Annotated in this window: 16 protein-coding genes; 8 read left to right on the top strand and 8 right to left on the bottom strand. The window is 75.2% G+C overall.

Annotated elements, in window-relative coordinates:
* The first annotated feature begins 36 nt into the window (after positions 1-36).
* On the top strand, positions 37-423 hold the full coding sequence (locus tag ACWEJX_RS05660; protein ID WP_403797987.1) for a tetratricopeptide repeat protein: 387 nt from the start codon (positions 37-39) through the stop codon (positions 421-423).
* Between the two features lie 21 nt (positions 424-444).
* Here the strand turns inward: ACWEJX_RS05660 and ACWEJX_RS05655 are convergent, their stop codons facing one another.
* Positions 445-744 carry a DUF6343 family protein gene (locus tag ACWEJX_RS05655; protein ID WP_451606241.1) on the bottom strand — a complete coding sequence of 100 codons (300 nt, stop codon included), beginning with the start codon at positions 742-744 and terminating at the stop codon, positions 445-447.
* A 145-nt stretch (positions 745-889) separates the two neighbouring features.
* Between ACWEJX_RS05655 and ACWEJX_RS05650 the strand changes: the two genes are divergently transcribed.
* Positions 890-1,600 (top strand): class I SAM-dependent methyltransferase, encoded by a 711-nt coding sequence (locus tag ACWEJX_RS05650; RefSeq protein ID WP_451606259.1) that lies wholly within the window; start codon positions 890-892, stop codon positions 1,598-1,600.
* On the opposite strand, the gene ACWEJX_RS05645 is transcribed toward ACWEJX_RS05650, so the two are convergent.
* Entirely contained in the window at positions 1,590-1,925 is a 336-nt protein-coding gene (locus tag ACWEJX_RS05645; protein WP_451606240.1) for a hypothetical protein, read from the bottom strand. The genes ACWEJX_RS05650 and ACWEJX_RS05645 overlap by 11 nt on opposite strands.
* Positions 1,926-2,129: 204 nt before the next feature.
* Between ACWEJX_RS05645 and ACWEJX_RS05640 the strand changes: the two genes are divergently transcribed.
* From ACWEJX_RS05640 to ACWEJX_RS05625, 4 genes are read left to right on the top strand one after another with little or no spacing between them, the layout of a single operon-like run.
* Positions 2,130-5,126, top strand: coding sequence for a DEAD/DEAH box helicase (locus tag ACWEJX_RS05640; RefSeq protein WP_451606239.1), 2,997 nt, complete (start codon positions 2,130-2,132; stop codon positions 5,124-5,126).
* Complete coding sequence (locus tag ACWEJX_RS05635) at positions 5,123-6,418, top strand: SWIM zinc finger family protein (protein WP_451606238.1); 1,296 nt, start codon at positions 5,123-5,125, stop codon at positions 6,416-6,418. Before ACWEJX_RS05640 ends, ACWEJX_RS05635 begins: the two co-directional genes overlap by 4 nt.
* Positions 6,419-6,462: 44 nt before the next feature.
* Positions 6,463-6,948 (top strand): hypothetical protein, encoded by a 486-nt coding sequence (locus tag ACWEJX_RS05630; RefSeq protein WP_451606237.1) that lies wholly within the window; start codon positions 6,463-6,465, stop codon positions 6,946-6,948.
* Positions 6,945-9,056 (top strand): tetratricopeptide repeat protein, encoded by a 2,112-nt coding sequence (locus tag ACWEJX_RS05625; RefSeq protein ID WP_451606236.1) that lies wholly within the window; start codon positions 6,945-6,947, stop codon positions 9,054-9,056. Before ACWEJX_RS05630 ends, ACWEJX_RS05625 begins: the two co-directional genes overlap by 4 nt.
* Here the strand turns inward: ACWEJX_RS05625 and ACWEJX_RS05620 are convergent.
* Entirely contained in the window at positions 9,053-10,429 is a 1,377-nt protein-coding gene (locus ACWEJX_RS05620) for a hypothetical protein (RefSeq protein WP_451606235.1), read from the bottom strand. The genes ACWEJX_RS05625 and ACWEJX_RS05620 overlap by 4 nt on opposite strands.
* 672 nt (positions 10,430-11,101) lie before the next feature.
* Between ACWEJX_RS05620 and ACWEJX_RS05615 the strand changes: the two genes are divergently transcribed.
* Positions 11,102-11,875 (top strand): chaplin, encoded by a 774-nt coding sequence (locus ACWEJX_RS05615; protein WP_451606234.1) that lies wholly within the window; start codon positions 11,102-11,104, stop codon positions 11,873-11,875.
* 146 nt (positions 11,876-12,021) lie between these two features.
* Here the strand turns inward: ACWEJX_RS05615 and ACWEJX_RS05610 are convergent, their stop codons facing one another.
* The 3 genes from ACWEJX_RS05610 to ACWEJX_RS05600 all read right to left on the bottom strand — a co-directional run bounded on the left by ACWEJX_RS05610 (position 12,022) and on the right by ACWEJX_RS05600 (position 14,526).
* Complete coding sequence (locus ACWEJX_RS05610) at positions 12,022-12,681, bottom strand: DUF2293 domain-containing protein (RefSeq protein WP_451606233.1); 660 nt, start codon at positions 12,679-12,681, stop codon at positions 12,022-12,024.
* Between the two features lie 89 nt (positions 12,682-12,770).
* The gene (locus tag ACWEJX_RS05605; protein WP_451606232.1) at positions 12,771-13,229 is read right to left on the bottom strand and encodes a hypothetical protein; all 459 of its coding nucleotides are present in this window, start codon (positions 13,227-13,229) and stop codon (positions 12,771-12,773) included.
* 85 nt (positions 13,230-13,314) lie between these two features.
* A complete protein-coding gene (locus tag ACWEJX_RS05600; protein WP_451606231.1) occupies positions 13,315-14,526 on the bottom strand; it encodes a pyridoxal phosphate-dependent aminotransferase in 1,212 nt (403 codons plus the stop codon).
* 84 nt (positions 14,527-14,610) lie between these two features.
* On the opposite strand from ACWEJX_RS05600, the gene ACWEJX_RS05595 reads away from it, so the two are divergent.
* Positions 14,611-15,288 carry a winged helix-turn-helix transcriptional regulator gene (locus ACWEJX_RS05595; RefSeq protein ID WP_451606230.1) on the top strand — a complete coding sequence of 226 codons (678 nt, stop codon included), beginning with the start codon at positions 14,611-14,613 and terminating at the stop codon, positions 15,286-15,288.
* Positions 15,289-15,297: 9 nt separating this feature from the next.
* On the opposite strand, the gene ACWEJX_RS05590 is transcribed toward ACWEJX_RS05595, so the two are convergent.
* Both ACWEJX_RS05590 and ACWEJX_RS05585 read right to left on the bottom strand, forming a co-directional pair.
* A complete protein-coding gene (locus ACWEJX_RS05590; RefSeq protein ID WP_451606229.1) occupies positions 15,298-15,687 on the bottom strand; it encodes a MerR family transcriptional regulator in 390 nt (129 codons plus the stop codon).
* A 26-nt stretch (positions 15,688-15,713) separates the two neighbouring features.
* Entirely contained in the window at positions 15,714-16,478 is a 765-nt protein-coding gene (locus ACWEJX_RS05585; RefSeq protein WP_451606228.1) for an SDR family NAD(P)-dependent oxidoreductase, read from the bottom strand.
* Positions 16,479-16,497 lie beyond the last annotated feature (19 nt).

Genomic DNA, 16,497 nt, shown 5'->3' with positions numbered 1-16,497 from the left:
GCTGTTGAACTGCCGGAGCGAGGGAAGGAAGCCGCCGTGCCCGAGAGGAACCCCGAGACCCACGTCATCGACTTCCGCGCCGCGGAGCAGCTGCTCGCCGCGCGGGATCCGAGAGGCGCGGTCAAGCTGCTCGACTCGGTGATCGCCGCCCACCCCGAGAACACCGCGGCCCGGCTGCTGCGCGCCCGCGCCTTCTTCGCCGCCGCGCAACTGCGTCCCGCGCAGCTCGAGTTCGAGCTGGTCCTGGAGCGCGAGCCGGACAACGCGTTCGCCCACTTCGCGCTCGCCCGCACCTATGAGCGCTCCGGCCGCGAGGACCAGGCCACCCGCCACTTCCGGCTCGCCGCCGCACTCGACCCGAAGCCGGAGTACCTCGAAGCGGCGCGCTTCGGACCGGCCGGCCCCGGGGCGCAGGGGGAGTAGCCCGGCGCTCGCGGGCCGTGATCACGGCCGCGGGCCCGGCCCCGTACCCGGCCGGCGTCCCCGGCCGCCGTGATCCGGTTCGTACGGAGGGACGTCGCGCCCCGGCTGCCAGTGCGGGCCCTGCCGGAGGTGGCGCGCCACCACGACCAGGTCCACCGCGGCCACCACGAACAGCACCGCGCACGCCGCCGCCCACCCCGGCCGTTCCACCAGCGAGAAGACGGTCGCGCCGAACGCCGCCCACAGCACGCCCCACAGGCTCAGCCAGAAGCGCATCCGCAGCGCGCTGCGCGCGGTCGCCGGTTCACTGCCCGTACGCATGAGATCGACTCTCCCGGGTCAGGGATCCCCCCAGGGCACATCCAGCTTCTACCCGCGACGCACCATCCGAAAAGGCCCACGAGGCCCGACGAGAGGATGCAGAGGCATGAGCGCAGTCGGAGACAGCGGCGGCGGCAGCGACCCCATGCGGGCCGGCCACGAGGGCACCGGGCCCGGGCCGATCACCCCCGACGGCTGCGCCGTCGAGCTGTACCGGCGGCTGTCGGTCGGCACCGAACCCGACGTCATCGCGGCCGCCGTGCCGGCCGGCGCCGCGCTCCTCGAACTGGGCAGCGGCGCGGGCCGGGTGACCGTGCCCCTCGCCGCACGCGGCTTCGCCGTGACCGCCGTGGACGAGTCGGCGGAGATGCTGGCCGTGGTCGGCGAGCGCGCCCCGGGCGTCGAGACGGTGCGCAGCCCCATCGAGACGCTGGACCTGCCGCGCAGGTTCGACGCGGTCGTGCTCGGTTCGTTCCTCGTGCACACCGCCGACCACCGGACCCGGCAGGCCCTCCTGGAGACCTGCCGGCGCCATGTGAAGGACGACGGCCGCGTCCTGATCCAGCGCGAGGGCGCCGACTGGCACCTGGACGTGCCGCGCGAGCGCCGCGATCCGGGCGGATACACCGTACGGATCCTGTCGGCGCAGCCGGTCGGCGACGGCGTGAACTCGGTCCACGCCGAGTACGTCTTCCCGGACGCGCGCTGGACCCAGACCTTCCTGTCCCGGCCGCTGACCCGCGCGGCGTTCGAGGACCATCTCGCCGGGGCCGGGCTCGCCGTCGACCGTTATCTGACCGACGACGGCACCTGGGTGCTGGCCCGCCCGCTGCGGGCGCGGGAGGTCAGTGGATGACGCTGTAGCTGCGCCAGGGCAGCGTTCCCGGCACGATCTCGTCGCCGCTGTTGCTGGGCAGATAGGTGTTGTGAGGGGCGTCGCAGTCACGGGTCCGGTAGAGCCTGATGTCCAGCAGCGACGAGTTCTCCACCTTCGTCGCGCCCGCCGGCGCCAGCCGGTGGCAGCCCTTCACGGAAGGGCTGGTCACCGTCACCCCGAGCCCGCGCCCGGTCTCGTACGAGATCGTGCCCACGGCGCTGCGGCCGAGCCCCGAGCAGCCCGTGACGGCGAGCGAGAGCAGAGCGGCCCCGGTGGCGATGGTGAGACGCCGGTGAACGGACATGGCGGAATCCTCGTCTGTCGGGTCGGGAGGGCGTGGGAGGACATGGGCTGGCACGGGCGGGAAGCCTGTTGCCCGCCACCCTGCCCCCTCCCGCACGGCCTGTCACGTACTGCTGGGCCGCCCGGGGGAAGTGCCGCCGAGGGGCATTGTCAGTCCCCACCCGTAAGGTCGGAGATCCAGTCGGAATCCGTCGCGGATCGGGAGGTGAGCAGCGCCGTGACCCACACCTGGAGCGCCCTGTGCGGCCTCGCGGCCGTCTTCCTGCCCGCCGACCTGCCCCGCGAGGGCCGGATCGCCTTCTGGGCCCCCGACGGCGGGCCGCTGCCCGGCGCCGGGCCCGTACGGCCTGCCGCACCCGACGACCGGCCGACGGAGGGCGGCGCGGAGGAGCTGCCCGGCTCCGCCGAGCGCGGCGAGCTGACCGTCGTACGGCGCCACGGCACGGGAGTGCGCAGCCGGACCGTGCCCGCCGTGATCCTGCCCGTCGCCGACGCCCTGCCCGCCCTGGTCGCCGCCCGCCGGCATCCGGCAGCGCACCCCGCCGCCGCCTGCTGGGGCGCCGCCGCCCTGCACGCGCTCCATCTGGTCGCCCGCGCCCGGCTCCTTCCCGGCCTCACCGCCGACGACCACGACGCCTGGCGGGCCGGACCGCTCGACGCCGACGACATCGCCCATCTGCGGGCGATCGCCGCCGCCATGCCGTACGAGGCCCACGCCACGCCCGTGCCCGGCCGCGGCCCGCTGCGGCTGCCCGAGCCCGAGGCGCTGGTGCGCGCGTTCCTCGACGCCGTCGCCGACACCCTGCCCCGCACCCCCGCCGCGCCGCACGCCGTCGGCGCGCCCTTCGCCGCCCGCGAGCCCCTGCATCTGCCCCGCGCGCGGGCCTGGGCAGCCGAGGCCGCCGCCGGCATGGACGCCGGGGTGCGCGTCTCGCTGCGCCTCGACCTGTCCGCGTACGAGCTCTTCGACATCTCCGACCCGGCGGCCGACGAGGTCGACGGGGCCGACGGGGCCGGGACCGGGGACGGCGGCGGTGTCGAGCGGCGGCAGGCCGCTGCCGCCCTCCTCCAGGTGCACAGCCTCGCCGACCCCACCCTCGTCATCGACGCCGCCGCCCTCTGGGCCGGCGAAGGCGACGAGCACTTCGGGCCTCGCGCCCGGATCGACGCCGTCCTCGCCCTGCGCCGCGCCGCCCGCGTCTGGCCACCCCTCGGCCGCCTGCTCGAACGGGAGGTGCCCGACGTCCTCGCGCTCTCCGAGGACGAGCTGTACGAGCTGCTCGGCCCCGCCGCCGCCCGGCTCGCCGACGCCGGGGTCGTCGTCCACTGGCCCCGCGACCTCGTCCGCTCGCTGACCGCCTCCGCCGTCGTGCGCCCCGCCCGCACCGCGCCCGGCTCCGCGACCGACGGAACCGGCTTCTTCGACAGCGCCGAACTGCTCCGCTTCAACTGGCAGCTCGCCCTCGACGGCGACCCGCTCACCACCCGCGAGATGGACGCCCTCGCCGAGGCCCACCGACCCGTGGTGCGCCTGCGCGACCAGTGGGTGGTGGTCGACCCCGATCTCGTCCGCAAGGCCCGCAAGCGCGAACTCGGACTCCTGCAACCGGCCGACGCGCTCGCCGTCGCCCTCACCGGCACCGCCGACATCGACGGCGAGACCGTCCCCGCCGTCCCCGTCGGCGCCCTCGCCACCCTCCGGGACCGGCTCCTCGCCGGCCCCGAGGACATCCCGCCGCCGCCCGGACTCGACGCCACCCTGCGCGACTACCAGCTGCGCGGCCTCGCCTGGCTCGACCTCATGACCTCCCTCGGACTCGGCGGCTGCCTCGCCGACGACATGGGCCTCGGCAAGACCGTCACCCTCATCGCCCTCCACCTGCGCCGCGCCCACCGCCACCCCACCCTCGTCGTCTGCCCGGCGTCGCTCCTCGGCAACTGGCAGCGCGAGATCCAGCGCTTCGCGCCCGGCGTCCCCGTCCGCCGCTTCCACGGCACCGGCCGCACTCTCGCAGGACTCGACGGCGGCTTCGTCCTCACCACCTACGGCACCCTGCGCACCAGCGCTCCCCGGCTCGCCGAGCAGCAGTGGGGCATGGTCGTCGCCGACGAGGCCCAGCACGTCAAGAACCCCTTCTCGGCGACCGCCAAGGCGCTGCGCACCCTCCCCGCCCCCGCCCGGGTCGCGCTCACCGGCACCCCCGTCGAGAACAACCTCTCCGAGCTGTGGGCGCTCCTCGACTGGACCACCCCCGGCCTCCTCGGCCCCCTGAAGGCGTTCCGCGCCCGGCACGCCCGCGCCGTCGAGAACAGCGAGGAGCTCGACAACGAGGAGGCGGTCGAGCGCCTCGCCCGCCTGGTCCGGCCGTTCCTGCTGCGCCGCCGCAAGTCCGACCCGGGCATCGTCCCCGAGCTGCCGCCCAAGACCGAGTCCGACCACCCCGTCCCGCTCACCCGCGAACAGGCCTCCCTCTACGAGGCGGTGGTGCGCGAGACGATGGCACAGATCGAGGGCGCCGAGGGCATCGCCCGCCGCGGACTGATCATGAAGCTGCTCACCTCGCTCAAGCAGATCTGCAACCACCCCGCCCAGTACCTCAAGGAACCGGCCGCGCAGACCCCACCGGGCACCCGGGCGGCCGCGACCGGGCAGCGCACCCCACGGCTCGCCGGCCGCTCCGGCAAGCTCGCGCTCCTCGACGAGCTGCTCGACACGATCCTGGCCGAGGACGGCTCCGTCCTCGTCTTCACGCAGTACGTGTCGATGGCCCGGCTCCTCGCCGACCACCTCGCCGGCCGGGGCATCCCCGCCCAGCTGCTCCACGGCGGCACGCCCGTCGCCGAGCGCGAACGGATGGTCGACCGCTTCCAGAACGGCGAGGTCCCCGTCTTCCTGCTCTCCCTGAAGGCCGCCGGCACCGGCCTCAACCTCACCCGGGCCGGCCATGTCGTCCACTACGACCGCTGGTGGAACCCGGCCGTCGAGGAACAGGCCACCGACCGCGCCTACCGCATCGGCCAGACCCAGCCCGTCCAGGTCCACCGGCTGATCGCCGAAGGCACGGTGGAGGACAGCATCGCCGAGATGCTCCGCGCCAAGCGGGCCCTCGCCGACGCCGTCCTCGGTTCCGGCGAGGCCGCCCTCACCGAACTCACCGACCGCGAGCTGGCCGACCTGGTGTCCCTGAGGAGGCCCGCATGACGCCCCGCCTCCCCGGCCGCCCCGGCCCCCGGGCCGGCGCCCTGCCCCGCCACGACGACCGGCGCCGCACCTTCCCCCAGCTCGCCCCGCACAGCGCACCCGACGGACGCTTCGCCGCCACCTGGTGGGGCAACGCCTGGGTCGACGCCCTGGAGGACACCGCCCTCGACCCGGCCCGGCTCGCCCGCGGCAAGGCATACGCCCAGCGCGGCCACGTCGACGCCATCACCGTCACCCCCGGCCGGGTCGTCGCCTACGTCCACGGCAGCCGCCCCCGCCCGTACCGCACCGAGATCCGGCTGCGGACCCTCGGCGACGACGACTGGGAGCGGTTCCTCGACGAGGCCGCCGCCCGGCCCGAGCACATCGCCGCCCTGCTCGACAAGGACGTCCCGCACGCCCTGCAAGCCGTCACCGGACTCCTGCCCGCGCCCGGCGAACTCGTCCCCGACTGCTCCTGCCCCGACGACGGCTACCCCTGCAAACACGCCGCCGCCCTCTGCTACCAGTCCGCCCGCCTCCTCGACGAGGACCCGTTCGTCCTCTTCCTGATGCGCGGCCGCGGCGAACAGGAACTCCTCGCCGCCCTCACCCGCCGCAACGCCGCCCGCGCCGCCGCCGAGCGCACCGGGACGGCGACGGCCGGCCCCGCCCTGCCCAGCCTCCCGGCCCGCACCGTGCTCGCCCCCACCACCGGCCACACCCTCCCGCCCCTGCCGCCGCCGCTGCCCGCGCCCGCGCAGCCCGGCCGCCCCGCCGTCTTCCCGGCCGACCCCGACGCGCCCGACCCGCTCGCCCTCGACCTCCTCGCCACCGAGGCCGCCGCCCGTGCCCACGCCCTCCTCATCACCGGACACGACCCCGTCGCCGCCCTCACCCCCTGGCAGGACGCGGTACGGCTGGCCGCCGCGCACCCCGGATCCGGCCTCACCGCCTCCACCCGCGCCCTCTACCGCGACCTCGCCTACGCGCTCGACCGCACCCCCACCGACCTCGCCCGAGCCGTGGCCGCCTGGCGCCAGGGCGGCCCCGCCGGACTCGCCGTGCTGGAAGAACCCTGGGACCCGCCCGCCGGCCCCTTCGACCGGGCCAGACCCGCCCTGCTCGCCGCCGACCTCCCCGCCTTCCGCCCCTGGCGCAACCGGCTTTCCACCCGAACGCTCCAGCTCCGCCTCGGCCGCGACGGCCTCTGGTACGGGTACGAGTCGGACGCCGACCGCGAGGACTGGTGGCCGCGCGGCACCCCGGACGCCGACCCGGTGGGGGTGATCACCGACCTGCTCGGCAGGTGACCGATAGGCTGGACAGGGACGCACGACGCTTCGAAGGGGGCCTGGTGGAAGCCGAGTTGGTGGCACTGGCGACGACGGGGGCGACCGCCCTCGTGCAGCACATGGTGAGCGACGGCTGGGAGCGGGCCCGCACCCGGATCGCGGCGTACTTCGCCGCGCGCTCCGGAGCCGACGAGGAGGCGGTCGGCGCCGAACTCGAGGCCGCGCGCGACGAACTGATCCGCGCCGAGCGGAGCGGCGACGAGGAGACGGCGACCGAGGCCCGGACCGAGGCGCACGTCGAGTGGCGGGCGCGGATGCGGCGCAGCCTGCTGGCAGATCCCGAGTCGGCACGCGAACTCCAGGAGATCCTGGACGAGTTGGCGGGCGCGGAGGGTCCGGCGGAGCGGCCCACGATGGTCGTGAACAACAGCATCAGCGGCGGAGTCAACCACGGGCTCTTCATCCAGACCGGCACCGTCGGACCGGTGACGGCCCATCGGGCCGGCGGAACCGGCGTGGGCGGCGGCCAGGACGGCTCCCGCCCATGACCCTCGACCCCGTCGTACGCAACGACGTCGGCGGCACGGTCCACGGAACCGTCGTCCAGGCCGGGCGGATCGACACGCTCACGGTGGAGGCCGTCGTCCCGGCGATCGTCCCGGGCAGCCCGCCGCCCGGGTTACTCCCGCCCCCGACCCGTCACTTCACCGACCGCCACGACGAACTCGACCGGCTCACCGCCCTGCTGGACGGCGCCGACGACGACCCGGCGCCCCGGGTGGTGGTGCTCACCGGCACCGGTGGCATCGGCAAGTCCGCCACCGCGCTCCACTTCGCGGCCCGCCTCCGCGGCCGCTTCGGCGGCGGCCAGCTCCACGCGGACCTGCGCGGCGACGCCACCGCCACGGCCGCCACGCCCTCCACGGTCCTGGCCCGCTTCCTGCGGGCCCTCGGCGTCGCCCCGCAGTACGTGCCGGCCGACGAGCAGGAACAGATCGACTGGTTCCGCACGCTCACCGCGGACCGCCGCCTGCTCACCGTGCTCGACAACGCCCACTCGGCCGCCCAGGTGCTCCCCCTGCTGCCCACCGGTCCCGGCTCGCTCACCCTGGTCACCAGCCGCCGCCGGCTAGACGGCCTCACCCGCGAGGTCGGCGCCCACCGCCTCGCCCTCACCCCGCTCGGGCCCGCCGACTCCGCCCTCCTCCTCACCCGGCTGTCCGGCCGCGACGCCTCCCGCGCCCACAGCGGCGCGCAGGCCGTCGCCCGGCGCTGCGGCGGACTGCCGCTCGCCCTGTGCATGGCCGGCGAGCGCCTCGCCGTACGCACCCATCTCACCTGGCAGCAGCTGGAGCGCGACATGGCCACGTCCGCGGCGGCCGACCCCGGCCGCGACGGCCCCGGGGGACGCGATCCCGTCACCGCCACCGCCGACACCTCGTACGAGGACCTCACGCCCGATGCCGCCCGCCTCTACCGGCTCGGCGGGCTGCGCCCCTGGGCCGGACTCACCGCCCCGGCGGCCGCCGCGCTCGCCGAGGTCCCGGTGGAGCGGGCCGCCGCCCTGCTCGAAGAGCTGGCGTCGCTCCACCTCGTGGAGGAGTACGGGTCGGGCCGCTACCGCTACCACGACCTGCTCCGTGCCCACGCCGAGCGCCGCGCGCTCGAAACCGACGGACCGGGCCGGTGCGCCGCGGCGGTCGGGCGGCTCCTGCGCCACCACCTGGCCGTGGCCGCCGCCGCGGACGCCCGCGTCATGCCCGGCCGTTGGCGCCTCGGTCCCGTCTACGCCCACCTGCCGCACGGCCCCGAGGTCCCCACCACCCCCGACGCCGCGACCGACTGGCAGCTGGCCGAGCGCGAGAACCTCGTCGAGGCCGTGCGCACCGCCGACGCATACGGATTCGACGACCTCACCTGGCAGTTGTGCGAGGCGCTCTGGAGCCTGTTCTTCCGGCAGGGTTTCCACGAGGAGTGGCTGGCCACCCACCGCCTCGGCATCGCGGCCGTCACCCGCTGCCCCGCGCCGCCCGGCGCCGAGGGCCGCATGCACACCCAGCTCGGCTTCGCCCTCCACGGCCTCGGCCGGTACGACGAGGCCGAGGCGGCGTTCACCGCCGCCGCCGAGGCCGACCGGCGCGCCGCCTTCCGTACGGGAGAGGCGACGGCGGTGGAATCCATCGGCCTGGTGCGGCTCGCCCAGGGCCGCCACGACGAGGCCGCCGACTCCTTCCGTACCGCCCGGACCCTCACCGAGGACCCGCGGGCCCAGGCCCTCCTCGCCCACCATCTGGGCCGCGCGCTCTCCGGCCAGGGCCGGCACGCGGACGCCGTCGCCACCCTGGAGCGGGCCCGGGAGCTGATGGCCGCACTGCCCGACCCGTACAACGAGGCCCGTGTCCTCACCAGCCTCGGCGAGGCGGCCCTCGCCACCGGCGACCGCGAGCGCGCCGCTGGCCTCCTCGCCGACGCGGCCGGGCGGATGGCCCGCGAGCGGGTGCCGGTCCAGGAGGCGGCCCTCGCGGCGCTGCGCGCCAGGGCCGCGGCGAGCGTGGCGGAGCGCAGGAGTTTCCTGACCGAGGCGATCGAGCGGTACGAACGCCTCGGCGCGCCCCAGGCGGCCGCCCTGCGCGCCGAGCGGGAGGCCCTCGGCTAGCCGTCGACGCCCGGCGCGGCCCGCACCGCGACCCGGTGGCGCACCGAGCCCGTCGCCACGACGAGGACACCGGCGGCGACGAGTACCGAGAGCGGTCGGCCGCTCGCGCGCCAGGCGTGGACGGCCGAGGCGTACGCGAAGGGGTCGCACGGATCGGCGAAGCCGTCCGGGCGGGGGAGCGCGGTCAGTTCGAGGACCGTGCCGTCCCGGTCGCGGACCAGACAGCGACCCGGGCCCGTCGCGACGGCGGCGAGCGCGGCGTACGGGCGCTGGGCCAGGAGCTCCGCGGCGCGCGGGCCGGGAGCGTCGCCGGTCCGGCCGCCGTCGGTGACGACGTCCGCGAGCGCGAGCCGCCCCGCGTCGGCGGTGTCGTCGTCGACGACCGTGTGCGCGTCTTCCGCCGCGGGGACCTCGGGCTCCGCGAGCGGATCGGCATAGCGGGTGACCGCCACCTCGGGCGGACCGCCGGGGGAGTCCCGGACCGTGGTGAGGACCCGGACCGGCACGCCGACCTGCGGGGTCTCCGTCCCTGCCGGGCCCGGGGCCGGGGCCGGGGCCGGGGCCGGGACGACCTGTACCGGTACCGGCAGCGACGGCAGCCGGGCCGGACGTACGGGCTCGGGCAGGCCGAGTGCGGTGTGGAACAGCGTCCGCAGCAGCGCCGCCGACGCACCAGGGGCCGAGGTGGCCGCCGCCGCGAACCCGTCGTACCGCCCGGGCGCGTGGCCGTCGATCACCGCGTCGAGCTGCGCCCGCAACGGCACCCCCGGACGCAGTGCCGGAGCGGCCCGGCCGAGCGCGGCGACGGGCGACGCGGGGTCGAGCTCGTCCTGCGGGAAGGCTCCGAGCAGCACCGGCAGACCGAGCGCGGCCGCGTAGTAGGTGACGGAGCCGTGGTCGCCGATGACGCAGTCGGCCGCCACGACCGCCTGCCGCCAGTGCTCGACCGGGTCGACGAGGAGGACCCCGGAGCCGGCGGCCCGGCGCAGCCAGGCGCGGACCTGGCCGGGCCCGTGCCCGTACCAGATGTTGGGGTGCAGCACGGCGCACAGCCGGTACTCGTCCACCGGCAGCGTCTCCGTCAACTCCCGCAGGAGGGCGGGGAAGGCGTCCGATCCGGCGAGGGAGGCGCGGCCCCAGGTGGAGTTCAGGACGACGAGCCGGCGCCCGTCACCGGCCCCGAACGCCCGTCGCAGGGCAGGGCGCCGGTGGCGGAGGCCGAGCATCCGGTCGAAGCAGGGGTCACCGGCGAGGACAGCAGTCTCGGCGGCCTCGGGGCAGGCGCGCCGCAGTCGGTCGAGCTGTTCGGGGTGGGAGAGCACGGTCGCCGCGGCGAGCGGCTTGCCCTCGTGGAGCAGCCACTCCGGGTCCATGCCGAAGACGGGCGCACCGCCGTTCCCGCCCCACGCCCCGAGCCCGGTGTCCGGTGTCCGGTGTCCGGTGTCCGGTGTCCGGTGTCGCCAGCCTCTTATTGTATCCGGCGCCGTGTGAGAGGATGGTCAACTTCCCCTGAAACACCTGAAGTTCGCCGCCGTAGCTGGCGCTGATCGCGAGGTCGACGGCTCCGCCCACGGCCAGTTCCTTCGCCTGCTCCCACGGCACCACCGGCAGCCCCGCCCGGTCGAGCAGCTCCGGCACCCCGGCCAGGAACGGCGAGGAACCCGTGCAGGTCGCGAGGGTCTGCACGTCGAGGGCGTCGTCGAAGAGCGGCAGCACGTCGAGCAACCGGGTGGCCGAGGTGACGTTGTGGACGACGAACAGGACCGTACGCGCGGGCTCCCGGGTCCGCCAGCGCGCCGCGTCCCGGCCCACTGGCACCCGCAGCCACTCCCGCCCCACGGTCACCACGCCCCCTCCGGACCCTCTCCGGTCACGTGCGTGTCACCGTAACCCACCGCGAACACCCGACGTCGGGACATGATCCGCCCGGTTCACACTCCCTCGATGGAGTGAAACCCGCCGGGCTTCGGATCCGGGCACCTCGCGGATGGCGTTGTCTCGGGTACGGGCGAGTGCCCGTGAAGACATCCGGAAGGCAGGAAGCCATGAGGCAGATTCGCCGAAGTGGTCTGGCCACACTGTTGGTCACCGGTGGCGCGCTGGCGCTCTCGGCGGGCGCCGCCCACGCCGACTCCACGGCGCAGGGTGCCGCCGTCGGCTCGCCGGGGGTCGGCTCCGGCAACGCTGTTCAGCTGCCGGTGCACCTCCCTGTGAACGCCTGTGGGAACACCGTCAACGTGGTCGGGCTGCTCAACCCCGCGGCCGGCAACAGCTGCGCCAACCGCTCCGCCGGGTCCGGGGGTTACGGCTCCGAGGACAGCGGCCCGGCCCACAAGGACCTGCCGGGCACCCCGCGCACCGGCTCCTCCGACAGCGGTGGGCACGGCGGCGGGTCCCACGGCGGTGGCGCGTCCAACGGCGGCGGCGCCACCGCCGAGAGCCACGCCGTGGGCTCCCCGGGCGTGCTCTCCGGCAACGGCCTCCAGCTGCCGATCGACCTCCCCGTCAACCTCAGCGGCAACTCGGTCAACGTCGTCGGCATCGGCAACCCCACCACCGGCAACACCTCGGTCAACGAGTCCCGGGAGGAGTGCGAGCACCCCGGGACCCCGACCCCGCACCCGCCGACCCCGGCCCACCACGTGCCGCCCGCCCACAGCACCGGCCAGCACCGCCCGGCCCCGCAGTCCGAGCACGTCTCGCTCGCCAGCACCGGCGCGGACTCCCTCGGTTTCGCCGCCCCGGCGAGCGCCGCGCTGCTCCTCGGCGGCGCGCTGCTGTACCGCAGGGCCCGTCGCGCGTCGGCCGACCAGGGCTGAACCGAGGCCCGCACCACCGACGCGCCGGACGCGTCCGTCGTACCCCGCCCTACCCGGCCGTCCCGGGCCGTGCCGAACCGACACGCGTCGTACGGCTCGTAGGGCGAACCAAGGGCTGAGCTCAGGGCGCCGCGTCGCCGCGCCCCTCAGCCCGCACGCCAGGCCCGGATGACCGCCTCGATGGCGGGCGCGATTCTCGCCCGGGCCTGGTGCCGTGGCACCCCGGCCATGAGCAGGGTGTCGTATTCGGTGTCGACATGTCGTACGGCGGCCCGCACCGCTGCCGCGACCGCGCCCGGGTCGAGGGCCCGGCCGGCGGCCGTACGCCCCACCCGCCCGCTGCCCCTGGCCGAGGCGTGGGCGGCGATCTCCGCCGCCCGGTCGGCCGGGCAGCCCGGGAAGAGCCGCCGGATCTCCGCCTCCAGGGCCGCGGTGAACTCCGCGTCCCGCTCGGCCCGGCGCGCCGCGTCCCTGGCCCGGCGCCGCGCCCGCGCCTCGGCGTCCGCGAGGCACGCCGCCTCCGCCCGGACCAGCGCCGGCTCCTCGACGAGCAGGCCCTGACGCTCGTACCGGGTGCGCCGGCGGTTGTGCCGCACCACCACCGCCCACAGCGAACTGCCCTCGCGCGCCCGGCGGGTGAGGGCCGTGTCGCCGCGGCGCAGGAACACCAGATGACCGAGATCGGCGCAGTCCAGACAGACGGGCGCGTTGAACTCGACGATCATCCGCTCCAGCGGCCCCTGGTGGCACTCCGAGCAGCGGCGCCGTCTGAGCGGTTCGACCACGACGGGGGCGACGAGATCCACGACGGTCTTCTACCCGTACGGGAGCTGCCCGATGCCCCGGAGCGGGTCCGGTACACGCCGCTCACGCCGGGGTGCGTGCGCCGGTTCGCTCAGCGCACGCCCGGCGCGGCCGCCGCCACGAAGAGGGCGAGGGCCTCCTTCGCCTCGTCCGCGCGCCGCGAGCGCTCGGCGTCGTCGGCGGCCTCGTGCATGCAGTGGGTGACCTCGAACGCGGCCTCGGCGAGCTGGCGGACGCGCGGGTCGTCGCAGACGAGCTGCACCCGGAAGAGCGCCTGCCGGGCGGTGGTGCGCTGCCGGTAGGAGGCGAGCCGGGACTGCTCCGCCGCCTCCGAGCCCGGCTGGAGATGAGCCTTGAACCAGCGGTCGTTCTGGCTCTGCCGGTAGTCCACGACCGCGCCCGCGAAGGCGCTGTAGGTCGCGATCCGCTCCTGCCGCAACTGCTCGGTCCTGGCGAGCGCGGCGGTGCGCTCGGTGGCCCGGCCCTGGAACCAGTGCGTGGCGACCACGCCCAGCAGGGTCCCGACGACGGCTATCAGCGCCGCATCCATGACGGATCCGCTCCTCTCTCCTGCGATGAACCGTCAGATCATCGCAGGAACACGGAACTTCTTCCGAGGTCGCGGACGGAGGGGGCTACTGCCGGTATCCGCCGAGGAAGCGCCCGATGCGGCTGATCGCGGCGTCCAGGTCGTCCACGTACGGCAGCGTGAGGATGCGGAAGTGGTCCGGGCGCGGCCAGTTGAAGCCGGTGCCCTGCACGACCTGGATCTTCTCGCGCAGCAGCAGGTCGAGGACGAACTTCTCGTCGTCGTGGATCGGGTACACCGCCGGATCGAGGCGCGGGAAGGCGTAGAGCGCGCCCTTCGGCTTGACGCAGGAGACGCCGGGGATCTCGTTGAGCTTCTCCCAGGCCCGGTCGCGCTGCTCGCGCAGCCGGCCGCCGGGGGCGGTGAGCTCGTGGATGGACTGCCGGCCGCCGAGCGCGGCCTGGATGGCGTACTGCGCGGGCGCGTTGGGGCACAGCCGCATGGAGGCCAGCATGCCCAGGCCCTCCAGATAGCTCTTGGCGTGCTCCTTGGGGCCGGTGACGACGAGCCAGCCGGAGCGGAATCCGGCCACCCGGTAGGTCTTGGACAGGCCGCCGAAGGTGAGCACGACCAGGTCGGGGGCGAGAGAGGCGGCCGGGTAGTGGACGGCTTCGTCGTAGACGATCTGGTCGTAGATCTCGTCGGCGAAGACCATCAGGTTGTGGCGGCGGGCGAGGTCGAGGATGCCCTCGACGATCTCCTTCGGATAGACGGCGCCCGTGGGGTTGTTGGGGTTGATGACGACGACGGCCCGGGTCCGGTCGGTGATCTTCGCCGCCATGTCGTCGAGGTCGGGGTACCAGTCGGCCGACTCGTCGCACAGGTAGTGCACGGGCTTGCCGCCGGCGAGCGTCACCACGGCGGTCCACAGCGGGTAGTCGGGGGCCGGGATCAGGACCTCATCGCCGTCCTCCAGGAGGGCCTGGGTGGCCATGGAGATCAGTTCCGAGACGCCGTTGCCGAGGTAGATGTCGTCGACGTCGACGTCCGGCAGCCCCATCGACTGGTAGCGCTGGGCCACGGCGCGGCGGGCGGAGAGGATGCCGCGGGAGTCGGTGTAGCCGTGCGCCCGCGGGAGCATCCGGATCATGTCCTGGACGATCTCCTCCGGCGCCTCGAAGCCGAAGAGCGCGGGGTTGCCGGTGTTGAGGCGGAGCACGCTGTGGCCCGCCTCCTCCAGGGCGTTGGCGTGCTCGATGACCGGGCCGCGGATCTCGTAGCAGACCTCGCTGAGCTTGCTCGACTGCCGGAACTCCATGTGCCGACCTCCCCAGAAGTGTTGATGCTTGGTTTTACCAAGTTCGAGCTTGGAAAGTCCAACAACATGTCTAGACTGCGTCGCATGCCCGCTCAGTCAGCACAGTCAGCACAGTCACGTCCGCCGCGGCAGGCCCGCCGCCGAAGCTACGACCAGTACTGCGCCGCAGCCCGCGCCCTCGACGCCGTCGGTGACCGCTGGACGCTGCTGATCGTCCGTGAACTCCTCGCCGGACCGCGCCGCTACACCGATCTGCACGCCGACCTCCCCGGCGTCAGCACCGACATGCTCGCCGGCCGGCTCAAGGACATGGAGAGCGCCGAACTCGTCACCCGCCGCCGGCTGCCGCCCCCCGCCTCGGCGTACGTGTACGAGCTCACCGACCGCGGCCGCGAACTGCTCCCGGTCCTGCGCGCCCTCGCCGCCTGGGGCGCGCCCGCCCTCGACGAGCCCCGGCCGACCGACGCCGTGCGCGCCCACTGGTTCGCCATCCCGCTGCTCGGTGCGCTGGAGGGGCTCGGTGCGAAGGTCGTCCAGGTCACCCTGGACGAGGGGGAGTTCCACGTACGGGCCGGGGGCGACGGGCAGGGCGACCACGGGGGTGCGGCGTACGGGGACGGGCCGGCGGCCGACGCGGAGGTACGGCTGCGGACGGACGCGGCGACCTGCCGGGCGCTGGTGGCGGGCGAACTGACGCTCGCGGAGGCGGTCGAGTCGGGCCGCGTCGAACTCCAGGAGCCGAGCGGGATCCACGCTTCCTGAGCGGGTGGGCTATCCCGCTCCGGCCTGCGTGGCGGACGGGCCGGGCCCAGCCTGCGCGTGGGAGGCCAGGGCGGCGGCGAGCCGCTCCCTGGCCTCCGTCTGCGCCGCGATCCGCGCGTCGAGGACCGCGAGCCGTTCACGGGCGATCGCGAGACCGCGCGGGGAGGGGGCGGTGGCGGGCATGTCGCCGTCGAGGCAGGCGGCGAACGCCGCCACGTCCTCCAACGTCAGGCCCGCACCGAGCAGATACCTGATATTGGATACGCGAACCACGGCGCTCTCGTCGTACACCCGGTACCCGTTGGCCGCGCGCACCGAGGAGATCAACCCCGCCTGCTCGTAATGGCGCAGGGCGCGTGCCGTCGTCCCGGTCCTCCGGGCCAGTTCACCGATGCGCAAGGCCCCCACCTCCTCGCGCAGTCGTATCACGAGACCAGGGCGCCTCCGTCGACGGGCAGCACCGTGCCCGTCAGGTACGCGGCGTCCGGGGCGGCCAGCGCGGCGATCGCCCACGCCACGTCCTCCGGGCGGCCGATCCGGCCCAGCGGGATGTGCGCCAGCTGCCACTCCCGCAGGGCCTTCCGCTGCTCGGGGCCCAGCCCCATGTGGTCGGCGATCGGCGTCTCGATCGCGCCGGGCGCGACCGCCACCACCCGCACGCCGCGCGGAGCGAGCTCCACGGCCCAGCAGCGCGTCAGCGTCTCCAGGGCGCTCTTCGTGGCCGGGTAGAAGGAGTTGTGCGGCCAGCCGCGCTGCCCGATCGTGGTCGTGACGTTGACGACGACGCCCTGGGCGTCCTCCAGCGCCGGCACGGCTGCCTGCGTGAGCAGGACCGGGGCGATGAGGTTGGTCTCCAGGAGCGGGCCGATCACCCCGCGGTCCAGGGTGCCGAGCGGCCCGCCGCCGCCGATCCCCGCGTTGTTGACCAGCACGTCGATCCGTCCGTACGTGTCCACGGCCGCGCGCACGATCTCTTCGGGGGCGCCGGGCGCGGTGATGTCCGCGACCAGTGGCCGGATGCCCACAAACCCAGTCGCCGTCTCGTCGAGCGGCTCCGGCCTGCGACCCACGGCGAGGACGGTGGCGCCCTGCCGCGCGAAGGCCCGCGCGGTGGCGCGGCCGATCCCGGTGCCGGCGCCGGTGACCACGACGACGCGGTTGTTCTTCTGCTCCTGCTTGCTGTCGCTCATGCGCCGATCGTCGAACCCT

It is taken from the genome of Streptomyces sp. NPDC004788, from assembly GCF_053601115.1.
Note: the sequence above shows the minus strand (reverse complement) of the source record. Positions and strands in the feature narration are given on the sequence as shown.